This is a genomic window from Geothrix sp., assembly GCF_049292215.1.
Lineage (GTDB): Bacteria > Acidobacteriota > Holophagae > Holophagales > Holophagaceae > Geothrix.
The window spans coordinates 1-13,737 of record NZ_JBATQW010000024.1; the positions used below are offsets into that span (position 1 = coordinate 1).

The window sequence follows — 13,737 nt, forward strand, 5'->3', positions numbered from 1 at the left end:
AAAGGCTTCCTATCTTCTATCCGGTTTTCAAAGACGCCCACCATGCTCCTCAGCATGTCGGATTCAGCCTCACAGCCTCATCCTGCACCCCACAGCCTCAACTGCGCAGGACATCCAGACTAACACCAACCGCCCCCACTTCAAGAGAAAATTTCTTCCGCAGCGCTCACCTACCGCTTGAAGGGCATACACCCATTCGGTTTAGGGGCCATTCCGCAGAGAAGCATCCTCCGGCGGGGGCTGTTTGAACTTGCCGTAGAATCGGTCCAGTAGGGGGAGCTTTGATCCAGATCGTGGGAGCAGGCTTGGCTGGATCGGAGGCCGCCTGGCAGCTGGCTTCCCTTGGGCATTTGGTCCAGGTCACGGAAATGCGCCCGGGTTACACCACGCCTGCGCACAAGACCCGTCACGCCGCCGAAATGGTCTGCTCGAACTCCTTCAAAAGCGACGATCCGAACTCCGCTACGGGAATTCTCAAGGCCGAGATGCGCCGGATGGACTCTCTGATCCTCCGCTGTGCCGAAGCCACCCGTGTGCCGGCCGGCAACAGCCTCGCCGTCGATCGGGATCTTTTTTCATCCTCAGTGACCGAGGCCCTCAAGCATCATCCGAACATCGAGTGGGTCGAGGCCCAGGTTTCAGTTCCCGACCTGCAACATCCGACCATTCTCGCCACCGGCCCCCTAACCTCAGATCCCCTGGCGGACTGGCTTGCCAGGATCACCGGAAGCGGATGCCTGCATTTCTACGATGCCATCGCCCCCATCGTCGAGCGGGACAGCATCGACATGGGGATCGCCTGGATGGCCTCCCGGTATGACAAGGGGGGGCCCGACTTCATCAACTGCCCCCTTGATCAGCCGCAGTACGAGGCCTTTCTAGATTCGCTGCTCTCGGCAGAACAGGTTCCCCTGCACGAAGTGGATACGCCCTACTTCGAGGCCTGCCTGCCCATCGAGGTTATGGCGGATCGAGGGCGGGAGACCCTTCGTCACGGCCCCATGAAGCCCGTGGGGTTGGACAACCCGAGGACCGGACGTTGGCCCCACGCCATTGTGCAGCTGCGACAGGACACTCTCGCAGGAGAGCACTTCAACCTGGTCGGGTTCCAGACCCGCCTGAAGTGGGGAGCGCAGAAAGAGGTCTTCCGGCTCATTCCAGGCCTGTCCCACGCGGAATTCGCGCGCTTTGGGAGCATCCACCGAAACACCTATCTCCAGGCGCCATCCCTTCTCGATGCGACACTCGCTGTCAAGTCCGTGCCGAACCTCTGGGTGGCGGGCCAGCTCTCCGGCGTGGAAGGTTATCTGGAATCCGCTGCGGCCGGACTAGCGGCCGCCCATTCCGTGGATCGGGCCGTCCGGGGCGCGGCGCCCCTTCCATTCCCTCAGGACACCATCCTGGGGAGCCTCCTGAACTACCTCGCGCACTCGTCCAGCAAGGATTTCGGACCAACCAACGCCATGCTGGGATTGCTTCCACCCATCCCAGAGGAGGAGTTGGACATCCGAGGTCTGAAACGCTCGGGAGGGCTCAGGGCCGTCAAGGCCGCCAAGGGAGAAATCCACCGGAGACGGGCCCTCGCCTCACTGGAGCGCCATCTCGCCACGCCTGATTAAGTAAGGTAATCAAACAGGTTCGACTTGTTGGTCTTGGCCATGGTGCTCAGGGTGACCGACTTCATTGTCTCATCGGCCGCGACCTCCGTCATGACCTTGGGATAGTCGGTCTCCGCCTGGGCGGTCTGGAGGTTCTCAAGGGTCGCGTTGAAGTTGGCGTAGGTTTCCTTCAGGTTCTCAAGTCCCGCCTGCCGACCCCCCAGGTCTGCCTGGGCCTTGTTCAAGTTGGAAAGGATGAGGTTCAGGTTCGCGGATACCACCTTTACGGCCGCCGTGTCGTTGGCATTGAACGCCGTCTTGAGATCGGTGATGGCCTGAAAGATGTCCGTGCTGGAACCCAGACCGCCTGCACCAAAGAAGACCGTGTCACCCGGAATGTTCGTGACCACTTGGTTGGGGTTGGCGGCATTCCCATCCAGATTCAGCCGGATCTGGCCCGAATTGCCCTGGTAGGTGATCTGCGATGTGGGGTCGTTGGGGTTGGTCAAGACGAAGGGCTTCGTGTCGGTAGCAGTGCCGGCGAACACGTACTTCCCCTGGGACTGGGCATTCGCCATGGAAAGCAGGTTCGAGCGGATGGCATCCAGCTCCGCGATCGAGGCCGTCGAGCCTCCGATCGCCAACTCCTGCAGCCGCATGTTGGCTTCGATGACTGCAGCGACGTTGTTCTCCGCTGGCGTCAGGTAGGAGAGCGCAGCGTCGGCCTGCTTGATGAATTGGGTGTTCACCTTGATGGAGTTGTCGAAATCCAGGATCGCAGCGGACGCCGTCGGATCGTCCGCCGGACCGGTGATGCGGCTGCCGGTGGTGAGCCGGGTCTGGTTCTGGGCAAGCCGCTCCTGGGTGCGCTGAAGGTCCAGGAGGCTCTGGCGCTGCTGGGTGGTGCTGGCGGTTCGGAAGGACATGGGTCACCCGTCTCCTAGGTTATCGGCCGAACTGGTTCACCAATTGATCCGTGAGCTGGTTGATGACGCTGATGAAGCGTGCCGACGCCTGGTAGCCCCTCTGAAGGGTCATCATGCTTGAAGCCTCTTCATCGAGGTTGACCCCGGAGATGCTGTCACGCTGGTTCTGAAGCGCCGTCAGCAGATTCTGCTGGGCGGTGGTCTGGGTTTCATAGCGCTGGACCTTGTTGCCCACGTCGCTGATGAGGTTGCCAACCACATTGCTGTAGGTGGTGCCAGAGTCACCTGCCCCGTTGCCATCCAGGTCCACGGTGCCCAGGGCCGTCTGCAGGGCGGCCATGGCCAAAGCATTGGTGTTGTCGCCCTTGGCTCCAGCCGCCCCGGCCGCGGCGATCAGTGAGGAATCCAGCACGATGTTTGGGTCGATGGCCAGGCTGCTCACCATGCCTTTGTAATTGCCGGTGAAATCCACCCCCACGGGAAGGCCAGGGTTGCTGGGGTTCGTGGGATCGCCGACGAAGAAATAGTTGTTGAAAGCCAGCGGCGGGTGGGGCGCGGCCGAGGCCGAATTGGTGATGCCGTCAGCCGCGAAACCTGTCCGATGCAGCTGGTTCACCCCCTGCACGATGCCCGCAGCCAGCTGATCCAGCTGCCGCTGCAGGCCGGGGAGGAGGTTGTCCCGCAGGTCAAGCCTCGCCCCCAGCTGCCCTTCCTTGATGTCGGAAGTGACATTCAGTGGTGGAACGCCCACATCCAGTAGCACACTCGATTTCCCGTCGAGGGCGCCGCCTGGGGAAGTCCTCAGCTGGAAGGCACTCGTACCGTTGACCAGTACACCCGTACCGGAGTCCAGGGTGATCTGATACTCGCCCTTGGCCCCCTCAAAGACACTGATGCCCACCAACGCAGAAAGCTTGTCCGTCAGGGCCTTTCGCTGATCCCTGGCGTCATTGTTGGCTCCAGGTGTGGTCTCGGTCATGATGCGCTGGTTGAGATTGGCGATCTGGTCGGTCAGCGTGTTCACTTGCGTCACCAGACTGCCGACGGCCTGATCCGCACTGTTCCTCTGGTCATCGAGTAGTTGATACCTTGTCTTCAGTGCGGTCACCATGCCTTGGGCCTTGTTGACCAAGTTGGTTCGGAGGGCAGCGCTCTGCGGCTGGGCGGACAGATCCTGGAACCCCTGGAAGAAGGCCTGGATCTGAGCTCCGATCCCGGAACTGCCCGAGTCGGCGAGACTGGTGGCAATCGCGTTCAGCCCCGCGAACCGGTCGGAGGCGCCAGACTCCTTCGCTGTTTCTCGATAGATCTGGAGATCGAGGAACCGGTCGCGAATGCCCTGGACCGAAGTCAAGGTCACCCCGGTGCCAAAATAGAGCTGCCCTTCATTCAACGAGAGGTTGGAGGAGAGATCAGCCCGCTGCCTTGTGTAGCCAGGCGTGTTCACATTCGCGATGTTTTGGCCGACGACGCTCAGGGCCGACTGCTGGGCTTGCAGCCCGGAGAGCCCAAGGTAGAGGCTGGCATTCAATCCAGGCATGGCTAGGCCTTTCCGCGCAACCGCTGGACGCGGACCGGGGCCTCCGCGAGGAATCCCCCCCGACCATACACTGGCGCCCCGGACATCTCAGAGAACGCCGCCCGCAGAGGGGACTGCAGCCCCATGATCAGGGTCTGGATGGCGATGATGCGCTGCTTCAGGGTTCGGGCGGCCACGGCGTCTTCGGGCCATCCGACCAGTTCTGACCAGCGGATGGCGGACAAAAGCTCGGCCGGATCCTCGCCCTCAATCAATCGTGTCTCGAGCGCGTCAAGCAGTTCGGGCACGGCATGCAGCATGGAAGACCTCCGTAGCCCTCTTCCGGCAAGCCTCAGGCCAAGAGATCCAGGTGTGGCCCGGCACCCTCTGCCGGGATATCCACCGTTTCCTCCTCTGAGAGGTCCTCGGTGGCCCCGGTGCCATGCCCGGACCTCCGGTCCTGCTCCCTTGCCCCCTGTTCGGTCAGCTTCAAGACATCCGTCTCCGCCACATCCGACACATCGAGCATGGCCTCCGCGAGCTTCGCGTCGAAGGCCTGGCGACGGGCCTGCTCCCGCTGCACCTGGAACCCGCCTTCCATGGCCTGCCTCACCGTCTCGACTGCGGCGGTCTGGAGGATCTGGCGCTGTCCAAGCGGACTGATCATGCCCTCACGACAAGGGCCTACGGGCTAGGAATGGCGTCCTTTCGCCATGTGTTCCTTGATGAGCCCTGCGGCCACGGCCTCTCCATCGGGGTTGTAGGCATCGGCATCCAACCGGACCTTGATGGCTTCCACCTTCTCCGTCCGGATGTCGGGGACGACGGCCAGGGCCTCCTGGGCCACGGCCACAAGCCGTGCCTCCGAGGAGACCTGGACGGCGTCGGAACCGGAAACCGAAGCGACGGGAGCGGAGGCTGGGGCACCGGAAGGCTTGGGCCCGGTCGCGCTCTGGGTGCTTCCGACACCGCTCGGTTTGCCGCTGATGCGCATGTGTACCTCGACAAGGTTCTATCGGCAGTTTGCCAAGAACCTTCAATCCACTGGGAGTTCTTTTTCCTGCGCGGTTTTTTCTTGACGGGACCAACTGGCTTTCAACCGTTCTGCCAAACCCCAGCCGTGGCCGGTCGAGACGGCCTGATCCACCACCGCCTGGTCCATCAGATACTCGTAGGTGGATCGCGACTGTCCCGACTCACCGAACAGCCCCGAGGGCTGTACCGTCTTTCGCATGGTCTGGAACAGCAGGCTCATCAGCAGGCCTTCAAACTGGCGGGCCGCCTTGTCCGTCCGCTCGGCCTGGTCGGGCAGGGCCTTGGCCCCCTGGGCCTGGGTCACCGAGTCGATGGATGGCAGACCCTGGGCGATCACAGCACCCTCAGTTCGGCCTGGAGCGCACCCGCTTCCTTGATGGCCTGAAGGATCGCCACCATGTCGCGGGGGCTCACGCCCATGCCGTTCAGCATCTCGGCGAGCTTGCCCACACTGACACCGGGCTCCACCGTGACGGTCTTGGGTTTCTCCTCGACGGCCGTCACGTCCTTCTTGGTCGCCGTGACCGTCTTGCCCTGGCTGAAGGGGGCGGGCTGACTCACCAGCGGTGTGGAGGTCACCACGATGCTCAGCCCGCCCTGCACGATGCTCACGGCCCCGATCCGAACTTCCGAACCGAGGATCACCGTGCCTGTCCGCTCATTCACCACCACCCGCGCCTTCGGCTGCAATTGGATGTTCAGGTTCTCCAGCCGGGCCACAAGCTCCACGGCCCGTCCCTGGAACTCCTTCGGGATCTTCAATTCCACCGTGCGGGCATCCAGCGGCTGGGCGAGCTTCTCCCCCAGTTCCTCGTTGATGGCATGCACCACGCGGATGGCCGTGGTGAAGTCCTCTTCCGTAAGGCTGTAGCGCAGAGTCGGTCGGGCGTTGAAGTCGCCCCCGACTTCCCGCTCGATGATGCCCCCATCCGGCACCCGGCCCACGGTCGGGTGGTTCTTGGTGACCGAGGCGCCCCCGGCCGAGGCACTGAATCCACCCACCAGCAGCGGCCCCTGGGCGACCGCGTAGGTCTGGCCATCAGGTCCTTGCATGGCGGTCATCAAGAGCATCCCACCGGCCAGGGACTTGGCGTCGCCGGTGCTCGACACTGTCACATCCAGGCGTGACCCAGCCCGGGCGAAGGGGGGCAGTTCCGCCGTCACCATGACCGCCGCGACGTTCTTCACCTTGATCGTGGCCGGATTGACAGTCAGTCCCTGCCGGGACATAAGGTTGGCCAGGGACTGGACGGTGAACTTGGTCTGGTCCTTGTCACCGGTGCCATCCAGTCCCACAACCATGCCGTAACCCAGAAGCTGGTTGCCCCGGACGCCCTGCAGCCGGGCCACGTCCCGGAGCTTGGACTCGATCTTTTTTTCGGCCTTCGCCAGGTCCGCACCGAAGAGTGCCAGGCCCGTGAGAAAGAGGACGGCGATGCGCATGGGAACTCCCTAGAACGGCCAGATGTAGGCAAGCAGGCGGCTGATGTAGCCCGGCTTCAGCGTTTCATCCACCACGCCCTGACCGCCGTACCCGACGCGCAGCTCAGCCACCTGCCCGGAGGTGATGGCATTGGTGGCATCCAGCATGTGGGGATCAAGCATGCCGGCCACGTAGAGCCGCTGGGTCTCGTTGTTCAGCTGGATGTCCCGGTAGCCCTCGAAGATCAGGTTCCCGTTGCCCACCACCTTGACAACCCGCGCCGTGACCGTCGTGGTGAAGGTGGCACTGCGCCCGGTGGTTCCGGTGCCGGCGAACTTGTTGGTGTTTCCCGTGGTCTTGTCGGCGGTGCTGCTCCCGATCCCGAAGCCAGCCAGGGCGCTGAAGAGGTTGGGACTGCTGAGCTTGTTGCTACCGACCCGGCTGGTCGTGACGTCCGCCTTGCTGATGGCATTGGTGCTCTCGCTGATCTTCAGGGTCACAAGGTCATTCACGCGGAAGGCCCGCAGGTCGGCGATCATCGGCCGGTCCCGCCAGAGGCTCCCCTCGTTCAGGGGCTGCATCGGTGGGGCCTCATCCACATAGGGGATGGCTGGTTTCTTGGCCAGATTGGCATCGTGGCGCTTGGGAATGGAGCAGCCGAATCCCACGAAGAGCAGGACGATAGGCAGCATTTTCCTCATGACGCACCTCCAGCCCTAGGTGGGGCGAGGACAGTGCCAATCCCTCAGGCCAGGGCCACCAGGATTCGATCATGTCCTGCAAGATCCTGATGAATCATGACCTTGCTCCAACCGATGCCCATACCCCGACGGCACAACTCGCCCCCTTGCCCCGCCCCAATCTCCAGCAGGCAAGCCGGGGCGTGCCTGACTCTGGCTTCGCCCAACAGGGCCACCGATAGGGCCAGTCCCCGATCAGGGGCAAACAGGGCCGAGGCTGGTTCAAAGGCCAGCTCCCGCTGCAGGGTCGGCTCGTCGGCGGGGTCCACATAGGGCAGGTTCGCCACCACCAGGGACACCGGATCCGGAACCGGCGCCAGCAGGCTTCCCTCGACGAAGGCGACCTCCGCTCCCAGGCTCAGGGCGTTCTCCCGGGCAATGGCCAAGGCGCCAAGGCTCACATCCGTGGCCGTCACCTGCCAGCCAGTCTCCAGGGCCAGACACACGCCGATGATGCCACTGCCTGTGCCCACATCCACGCAACGGTCCACCTTCAATCGCCTGCCCACCTCCAGGGCCGCCTCCACCAGCAGCTCGGTCTCCGGGCGCGGGATGAGGGTGGCGGGGCTGACCTTGAAGCGTCGGTCCCGGAAGATGCTCCAGCCCAGGATGTAGGCCCAGGGCTCGCCCTGCTTCCGGCGGCGCACCCAACCGCTGACACGACGACGCACCTCCGGGGGAACCTGGTCGCTCCCGTGGGCGGCCATCCAGGTGCGGGAAAGTTCCAGCCCCTCCTCGAACCACCGAACGCACTCCGCGTGGGCCTCCTCCGGATCGAGGAACACCGCCAAGGCAGTGGCCAGGTCGAGGCGGAGCTGATGATAGGTCTGGACCATCCCACCAGCCTAGCGTGGGAACGGTGGATCCAAAATGCGGTGTTTTCAGGCTGTCAGGGCCTTGGCCCGCTCCTGGCTTTGTGCCAGCACGATCTCGTGGAGGCTGCCGCCATGGCTGTCCATCGTGACCACCAGGGGGAAGTCCTCCACCTCGATGATCCAGAAGGCCTCAGGGCTGCCGAATTCCTCCAACATCTTCACGTCCACCACGCGCTTCACGCGCGCGGCGAGCAGACTACCCGCGCCGCCCGTGGCGTGAAGGTAGACAGCGCCGGTCTTCACGAGGCCTTCGCTGGTCTTCTTGCCCATGCCACCCTTGCCGATGACGCCCCGCACCTTGTAGGTCTCGATGACGTCGGCCTGGTAGGGCTCCTCCCGGATGCTGGTGGTGGGGCCGGCGGCCACGAAGGACCACGTGCCATCCGCATTCTTCTTCACCACCGGGCCACAGTGGTAGATGACCATGTTCTCGAGGATGGGCTTCAGCCACTCAGGCTTCTGCTCCTTCATGTACTTGTGGCCGATGTCACGGCTGAGGACGACGCGGCCGTTGAGCAGCACTTCGTCGCCGACCTTGAGCGTGCGGATCTGATCTTCGGTGATGGGCGTGGTGAGTCGGATCATGGGAGCCTCACAGATCGTAGGAAGGCTGGCCGCTGGCCGGGAAAGTGACCGTGCCACGCCGGCTGCTCCAACACATGTAGCTGATGCTCACGTAGAAGCTGGCGGGGTGGCGGTACATCTCCTCGACGTGGATGCCGAGGGCGGTGGTGACGCCGCCGTAGCCCATGGGGCCTATGCCGAGGGTATTGAGGTCTACCGTTAGGTCCTTCTCGAAGGCATCCATCTTCGGATCGGCATTGGTCGTGCCCAGCTTGCGGAGAATGAGTTCCTTGCTCTTCTCGTAGCCCGTGACGCGGTCGCCACCGATGGCCACGCCGAGGATGCCCGGGCTGCAGCCCTGGCCCTGCGCCTTCACCACGGCATCGATGATGCACTTGCGCACGCCCTTGATGTCACGGCCCGCGCCCAGCGAGGCGTCCGGCAGGCGGTACTGGGCGCCCACGTTCTCGCAGCCGCCGCCCTTTTGCATGACCGAAATCTCGATCTCCTGCTTGTCCCACTCCTCGAAGTGGATGGCCGGGTGATGCTCGTGGAAGGGATCCATGTTCGTGCCGCTGTTCTTGCCGCTCAGCGACTCCACGCAGTTGGGGCGAAGCCAGGAACGCTTTGTCGCCTCGACCACGGCGGCGCGGATCTGGGCCTTGGCGGCGCGCTGGCTGAGGCCGAAGGGATGGCGCACCCAGAAGATCACTGAGCCCGTGTCCTGGCAGAGAGGCGTCACCTGGCCATCCGCGAGGTTGATGTTGCGCACCATGTCGTTCAGGGTATTGAAGGCCCGGCTGCCCTCCTCCTCGGCGTCGCGGCCCTTCACGATTGCATCGATCACGTCCTGCGGCAGCCGGCTGGTGGTGCGGCGCAACAGCTCCATCACCGGCTGGGTGAGGTCGAGAGAACTCAGGTTCGACAGGTCAGCCTTCCAGCCCTCAGGCAGGACAGACTTGGAAGCCACCACCTCCGGGGAGGTCAAGGCGGGAATGACGCACTCAGACATGGGCCCTCCGGGATGCAGACCCCCATGATCCGCCCGGCGAAGCTCACGCTCAAGTGATCAATGTCCGGTTCGCCCAGCGGTTCAACGGCCCCAGGCCCGGCACAGGGCCAGGGTCAGGTCCAGCAGGGGCGCCTCGCTCCGGGACAGCGCCATGCCCTTGAGGTCCCGTTCGCACTGGTTGACCCGCCCCAGAAGGGCTTTGACCCCGCGGGCCTTGAGCTTGGCCAGGGCACTCCGATAGCCATCCAACAGGAAGGCCTGCTTGGGCGACATCCCCAGCGCGCCGAGCAGTTCGGCGCCCTTCAATCCCGCCGCCTCCGCTTCCGCCAACCGCAGCAGGCGGTCCACTTCTCGGCGAACCTGGCCCAGCATCATCAAGGGCTCGTCCCCATCCTCCAGCGCTGTGCGCAGGGCTCTGAGCGCCCCGGCGGCATCCCCCTTCTGCCAGGCACCGGACCAAGCGAAAGCCTTCTGGTCGGCCAGCCGGAAAGTGACTTGGTCCACCATGGCCTCGGTCACCCGCCGATCCTCGGACAGCAGGTCCAGCACCTCCAGGGCGCGCTTGAGCAGGCCCGGGTGGCCGCCCTGGCGCTGGGCGAGCATGGCCGCCGCGGCCCCCTGGAGCGACAGGCCCAGCCGCCGGGCCTCCGCCTCGATGAACGCGGGAATCTCCATCGCATCGAGAACTCCAACCTTTAGGATCCGACCGGCCTTGGTCCAGTCCGTCCAGGGCTTCGCGCCCAGCGCCTTCCCAGGGGCGGAAGGAAGGGTCGTCCAGGCCACCAGCAGGAGGTTCACGCCTGCCAAGGGCTTCTCCAGAAGAGCCTTCACCGAGGAAGGCAGTTCCTTCGCGCGGGTGAAGAGGTTGTCCGCGGCGGGCACAATGACGGTGCGGGCCTCTGCGCCCAGGGGCGCCGCTTCCTGAAGGGCGGCCGTGACCTCAGGCCAGGGGCAGCCTTCGGAACAGACCGTGAGTGAGAAGTCCGCCCACTCGGGATCCACGTGCTTCTGCTTCCAGGCCTCCACGGCCTCGCGGCGGCCATCGCCATCCTCACCGTGCAGCAAGGCGAAGCCGTGATTCAGCCAGGCGGAGGGCACGGCCATCAGTCGATGCCTTCCAGCAGCTGGGTCAGGAAGCTCTCGGCGAAGTCGTCCGCCAGGCTTTCCAGCACCTGCAGCTCGCGGCTGTCGAAGCTGGCGAAGTTCTGGTCCACCCGGTACTGATTCGAGAAGGTGAGCCCGCGACGGGAGAGCACCACCACGCCCGTCTGGCCGTCGAGGAGGTCCACGCTGGCCACCACGGCCACCTCGACACGGGAGGCGGACCCGGCGCTGGCCTTGGCCTTGTCGTTACCGAGAGTGAGTCCGATGGGGCGTGAACTGTAGCTCTCCAGGGTTCCCTGGAGCACCCAGCGGGAGGGCTCGCCCTGCGCCACCAGCCGCCAGGGGCTGGCCGCCACCACCCGGTTCTCCAGCGCCTTCGTGAAGCGGTCCTCTAGCCCGAGACGGGGCGTGAGGTTGCGGAAGCGGGCCAGGCGGATGGTCTCCCCCTGCTTCGCCCAGGCGGCTGTGCGCTGCTGGCGATCCAGACGGTGATAGCCGCAGCCGGTCGCCGACAGGCACACGACCAGCAGTAGAGAGGCTCCGAACGGAGAGGGCTTCACGGGTGGTACACGCCGACGTACGGCAGGTTGCGGAGTTTGCCGTCGAGGTCGAGGCCATAGCCCACGACGAAGTGATCCTCAATGGTGAACCCGATGTAGTCCACGGGCACCTCGACCTTCCGGCGGCTGGGCTTGTCCAGCAGGGTGCAGATCCTCAGGCTCAGGGGCTCGCGATCCTTCAGCAGGTTGCCCACCTTGAACAGCGTGAGCCCCGTATCGACGATGTCCTCCACCACCAGGGCGTGGCGCCCCTGGATACTCCGGTCAAGGTCCTTGAGGATGTGCACCTCGCCGGTGCTCTCCATGCCGCCGCCATAGCTGGCCACCTGCATGAAGCTCACCTCGATGTCCAGGTCCATGGCACGGACGAGATCCGCGAAGAAGGGGAACACCCCGTTCAGGAGGCCGATGACCACGAGGTCCTTCCCGGCATAGTCCCTCGTCAGCTGGGCCCCCAATTCCTGGACCCTGCCCCTGAGCTGGGCCTCGGTCACGAGGGGGGTGATGCGCGTTCGCATGGAGACTCCTGCACCTGGGACCTATAAGTCTAAATCCTTGTCCATTCAACCTCATGAGGCCACGCCGGGTCCATCCATTGACGGCGGATTCTCCTTGATTCCCGCCGTCGGAGCCTAACATGATGGCAATAGCCACCTTGAGCGAGCCCCTGATGATCCAGACGGCCAACCCGACCACCGATCGGACCCCCGATCGGACCCCCGATCGGGGCTCGCCGTACCACACCCCGGAGGTGCTGGCCTGGGTGGAGGAGGCCCAGCAGGGCGATCAGGCCGCCTTCGGTTCCCTGGTCCGGCTCTTCTCGAGGGACGTCTACGGCAAGGCCTTCTCCATCTTGAAGAACCACCAGGACGCGGATGACGTCGTGCAGGAGACCTTCATTCGCGTGTTCCGCGCCCTGCCCGGCTTCCGCTTCGAGTCCTCCTTCCGCACCTGGTTGATCACGATCGCCACCCGTCAGGCCCTGAACTACCGGGAGCGCGTCACCAAGGAGCACGAGAGCATCGATGGCCCGGAAGGCACGCTCGAGCATCCGGCCCTCCGGGTGGATGAGACCCAGATCAGCTCGCTCATGGACCAGGAAGCCCGCCGCCTGCTCCAGGAAGCCCTGCCCAAGCTGCCCAAGCGACAGAAGCAGGCCCTGACCCTCAAGCTCCAGCACGACTGGAAGTACGAACGCATCGCCCTGGAGATGGGCACCTCGGTGGGCAGCGTGAAGGCCCACATCTTCCACGCCATCCAAAACCTGACCCGCCATGTCAAAGGAGGCCGAGCATGACCCAGCCCCTCCCCATTCCCTCCGCCTGCGCCCCCACCATGGAGGCCGTCCTGGTGGATCCCCTCGATCCGGGCCCTGAGGCCGAGACCCACCTGAAGATCTGCCGGGCCTGCGCCGAGGTCCGGGTGGCCTACCTCGCCCAGGAGGAGAGTCCCGAGGCCCTGGCCCCCGCCGGCTACTTGGAGCGCCTCCCTGATCGCATCCTGCGGAAGCTGCCCGCCAGGCCCCGCCTGCACCGGCGCCTCGGTTTCTTCACCTGGGCCGCTGCTGCTGCCCTGTTGATGGCCGTGGGGGCCGGTGCCTTCTGGGCCGGGCGGGCCAACCGTACCCCCCTCGTGGAGGCCACCCTCCCCCGGACGCCATCGGAAATTCAGGAGGTCCAGCCGGAAATCCCCTTCCTGGATCCGGAGGACGCTGTGTCCCAGTTGACGGCCCTGTCGCAGCAGGACGCAGATGCCGTGCTCCAGGCCCTCAGCGACCGGCAGGCCCAGCCACCCGTGAAGAAGTGAGCTAAGTTCCCAGTGGAGTCTTCCATGTCCGTCCGAACCCTCCTGCTCCTCGCATTGACCGCCTTCACCCTGGGCGCCCAGGGCCGTGTACGCCCCGAGCGGGCCTTCAGGGACCCCTCGGAGCGCCGCGCTGGACCACGCCGGGAGCGGATCGTGGCGGTGCTCCACGAGCTCCGATCCAGGAAGCTCCAGCGGTCACTCGGCTTGAGCGAGGAGAAGGCCAATGCCATCGCGGACCGCTGGGCCCTCTTCGACGAGGAATCCTCCTCCCGCCGGCTGCTGATGGGCCAGCTGCGCCACCAGATGAACACCACTCTGATGGGCCCCGGTAGCGAGGATGACAAGAACCGGAAGCTGCAGCCCGTGGTGGAGGAGCTTGCCGCCCTCCGGCAGCAGCAGGAGGCCTCCCGGAAGCGCTTCGAAGAGGACATCCGGGGCTCCCTCACGCCGGCCCAGCAGGGTCGCTTCATCCTCCTGGTGGACGAGTTCCAGAAGTCCATCCAGGAAGCCATCCAGGAACAGCGGAAAGACAAATAGCCTCGCTTCGTAGGCGATCCACCCACCCTTCCCCCTCC

18 protein-coding genes are annotated in these 13,737 nt (G+C 64.6%); 4 read left to right on the forward strand and 14 right to left on the reverse strand.

Annotated features, from left to right (window positions below; translation table 11 throughout):
* Positions 1-260 precede the first annotated feature (260 nt).
* Positions 261-1,619 (forward strand): methylenetetrahydrofolate--tRNA-(uracil(54)-C(5))-methyltransferase (FADH(2)-oxidizing) TrmFO, encoded by a 1,359-nt coding sequence (trmFO, locus tag WAS25_RS04575; RefSeq protein WP_422310385.1) that lies wholly within the window; start codon positions 261-263, stop codon positions 1,617-1,619.
* Here the strand turns inward: trmFO and WAS25_RS04580 are convergent.
* The 14 genes from WAS25_RS04580 to hpt form a co-directional block, all read right to left on the reverse strand.
* On the reverse strand, positions 1,616-2,524 hold the full coding sequence (locus WAS25_RS04580) for a hypothetical protein (protein WP_422310331.1): 909 nt from the start codon (positions 2,522-2,524) through the stop codon (positions 1,616-1,618). The two genes, trmFO and WAS25_RS04580, sit on opposite strands and share 4 nt — an antisense overlap.
* Before the next feature lie 19 nt (positions 2,525-2,543).
* Complete coding sequence (flgK, locus tag WAS25_RS04585) at positions 2,544-4,064, reverse strand: flagellar hook-associated protein FlgK (protein WP_422310332.1); 1,521 nt, start codon at positions 4,062-4,064, stop codon at positions 2,544-2,546.
* Positions 4,065-4,066: 2 nt separating this feature from the next.
* A complete protein-coding gene (locus tag WAS25_RS04590) occupies positions 4,067-4,363 on the reverse strand; it encodes a hypothetical protein (RefSeq protein ID WP_422310333.1) in 297 nt (98 codons plus the stop codon).
* A gap of 32 nt (positions 4,364-4,395) precedes the next feature.
* Positions 4,396-4,710 carry a hypothetical protein gene (locus WAS25_RS04595; protein WP_422310334.1) on the reverse strand — a complete coding sequence of 105 codons (315 nt, stop codon included), beginning with the start codon at positions 4,708-4,710 and terminating at the stop codon, positions 4,396-4,398.
* Between the two features lie 24 nt (positions 4,711-4,734).
* A complete protein-coding gene (gene flgM / locus WAS25_RS04600) occupies positions 4,735-5,037 on the reverse strand; it encodes a flagellar biosynthesis anti-sigma factor FlgM (protein WP_422310335.1) in 303 nt (100 codons plus the stop codon).
* A 42-nt stretch (positions 5,038-5,079) separates the two neighbouring features.
* Positions 5,080-5,415, reverse strand: a complete 336-nt coding sequence (locus tag WAS25_RS04605; RefSeq protein ID WP_422310336.1) for a rod-binding protein — start codon at positions 5,413-5,415, stop codon at positions 5,080-5,082.
* Entirely contained in the window at positions 5,412-6,521 is a 1,110-nt protein-coding gene (locus tag WAS25_RS04610) for a flagellar basal body P-ring protein FlgI (protein WP_422310337.1), read from the reverse strand. The genes WAS25_RS04605 and WAS25_RS04610 overlap by 4 nt, the downstream gene beginning before the upstream one ends.
* A gap of 9 nt (positions 6,522-6,530) precedes the next feature.
* Positions 6,531-7,202 (reverse strand): flagellar basal body L-ring protein FlgH, encoded by a 672-nt coding sequence (locus WAS25_RS04615; RefSeq protein WP_422310338.1) that lies wholly within the window; start codon positions 7,200-7,202, stop codon positions 6,531-6,533.
* 44 nt (positions 7,203-7,246) lie between these two features.
* Complete coding sequence (gene prmC / locus WAS25_RS04620) at positions 7,247-8,077, reverse strand: peptide chain release factor N(5)-glutamine methyltransferase (protein ID WP_422310339.1); 831 nt, start codon at positions 8,075-8,077, stop codon at positions 7,247-7,249.
* A 45-nt stretch (positions 8,078-8,122) separates the two neighbouring features.
* Positions 8,123-8,701 (reverse strand): FumA C-terminus/TtdB family hydratase beta subunit, encoded by a 579-nt coding sequence (locus WAS25_RS04625; RefSeq protein ID WP_422310340.1) that lies wholly within the window; start codon positions 8,699-8,701, stop codon positions 8,123-8,125.
* Positions 8,702-8,708: 7 nt separating this feature from the next.
* Positions 8,709-9,692 (reverse strand): fumarate hydratase, encoded by a 984-nt coding sequence (locus WAS25_RS04630; protein ID WP_422310341.1) that lies wholly within the window; start codon positions 9,690-9,692, stop codon positions 8,709-8,711.
* A gap of 81 nt (positions 9,693-9,773) precedes the next feature.
* Positions 9,774-10,796 (reverse strand): DNA polymerase III subunit delta, encoded by a 1,023-nt coding sequence (gene holA, locus WAS25_RS04635; RefSeq protein WP_422310342.1) that lies wholly within the window; start codon positions 10,794-10,796, stop codon positions 9,774-9,776.
* On the reverse strand, positions 10,796-11,356 hold the full coding sequence (gene lptE, locus WAS25_RS04640) for an LPS assembly lipoprotein LptE (protein ID WP_422310343.1): 561 nt from the start codon (positions 11,354-11,356) through the stop codon (positions 10,796-10,798). Before lptE ends, holA begins: the two co-directional genes overlap by 1 nt.
* Positions 11,353-11,874 (reverse strand): hypoxanthine phosphoribosyltransferase, encoded by a 522-nt coding sequence (hpt, locus tag WAS25_RS04645; RefSeq protein ID WP_422310344.1) that lies wholly within the window; start codon positions 11,872-11,874, stop codon positions 11,353-11,355. Before hpt ends, lptE begins: the two co-directional genes overlap by 4 nt.
* A 119-nt stretch (positions 11,875-11,993) precedes the next feature.
* Here hpt and WAS25_RS04650 point away from each other — a divergent pair, with 119 nt between their 5' ends.
* Genes WAS25_RS04650 through WAS25_RS04660 form a run of 3 tightly spaced genes read left to right on the forward strand, consistent with a single transcriptional unit; the run spans position 11,994 to position 13,699 of the window.
* The gene (locus tag WAS25_RS04650) at positions 11,994-12,653 is read left to right on the forward strand and encodes an RNA polymerase sigma factor (RefSeq protein WP_422310345.1); all 660 of its coding nucleotides are present in this window, start codon (positions 11,994-11,996) and stop codon (positions 12,651-12,653) included.
* Complete coding sequence (locus WAS25_RS04655; protein ID WP_422310346.1) at positions 12,650-13,162, forward strand: hypothetical protein; 513 nt, start codon at positions 12,650-12,652, stop codon at positions 13,160-13,162. Before WAS25_RS04650 ends, WAS25_RS04655 begins: the two co-directional genes overlap by 4 nt.
* Positions 13,163-13,186: 24 nt before the next feature.
* Positions 13,187-13,699 (forward strand): hypothetical protein, encoded by a 513-nt coding sequence (locus WAS25_RS04660; protein ID WP_422310347.1) that lies wholly within the window; start codon positions 13,187-13,189, stop codon positions 13,697-13,699.
* Positions 13,700-13,737 lie beyond the last annotated feature (38 nt).

What these genes read in the sequence shown, in the direction of transcription:
- flgM (WP_422310335.1), bottom strand. Translation starts at nt 5,037, where the DNA reads ATGCGCATCAGCGGCAAACCGAGCGGTGTCGGAAGCACCCAGAGCGCG.
- WAS25_RS04595 (WP_422310334.1), bottom strand. Translation starts at nt 4,710, where the DNA reads ATGATCAGTCCGCTTGGACAGCGCCAGATCCTCCAGACCGCCGCAGTC.
- WAS25_RS04615 (WP_422310338.1), bottom strand. Translation starts at nt 7,202, where the DNA reads ATGAGGAAAATGCTGCCTATCGTCCTGCTCTTCGTGGGATTCGGCTGC.
- WAS25_RS04580 (WP_422310331.1), bottom strand. Translation starts at nt 2,524, where the DNA reads ATGTCCTTCCGAACCGCCAGCACCACCCAGCAGCGCCAGAGCCTCCTG.
- holA (WP_422310342.1), bottom strand. Translation starts at nt 10,796, where the DNA reads ATGGCCGTGCCCTCCGCCTGGCTGAATCACGGCTTCGCCTTGCTGCAC.
- flgK (WP_422310332.1), bottom strand. Translation starts at nt 4,064, where the DNA reads ATGCCTGGATTGAATGCCAGCCTCTACCTTGGGCTCTCCGGGCTGCAA.
- WAS25_RS04650 (WP_422310345.1), top strand. Translation starts at nt 11,994, where the DNA reads ATGATGGCAATAGCCACCTTGAGCGAGCCCCTGATGATCCAGACGGCC.
- WAS25_RS04590 (WP_422310333.1), bottom strand. Translation starts at nt 4,363, where the DNA reads ATGCTGCATGCCGTGCCCGAACTGCTTGACGCGCTCGAGACACGATTG.
- WAS25_RS04630 (WP_422310341.1), bottom strand. Translation starts at nt 9,692, where the DNA reads ATGTCTGAGTGCGTCATTCCCGCCTTGACCTCCCCGGAGGTGGTGGCT.
- prmC (WP_422310339.1), bottom strand. Translation starts at nt 8,077, where the DNA reads ATGGTCCAGACCTATCATCAGCTCCGCCTCGACCTGGCCACTGCCTTG.
- WAS25_RS04610 (WP_422310337.1), bottom strand. Translation starts at nt 6,521, where the DNA reads ATGCGCATCGCCGTCCTCTTTCTCACGGGCCTGGCACTCTTCGGTGCG.
- WAS25_RS04655 (WP_422310346.1), top strand. Translation starts at nt 12,650, where the DNA reads ATGACCCAGCCCCTCCCCATTCCCTCCGCCTGCGCCCCCACCATGGAG.
- WAS25_RS04625 (WP_422310340.1), bottom strand. Translation starts at nt 8,701, where the DNA reads ATGATCCGACTCACCACGCCCATCACCGAAGATCAGATCCGCACGCTC.
- WAS25_RS04660 (WP_422310347.1), top strand. Translation starts at nt 13,187, where the DNA reads ATGTCCGTCCGAACCCTCCTGCTCCTCGCATTGACCGCCTTCACCCTG.
- hpt (WP_422310344.1), bottom strand. Translation starts at nt 11,874, where the DNA reads ATGCGAACGCGCATCACCCCCCTCGTGACCGAGGCCCAGCTCAGGGGC.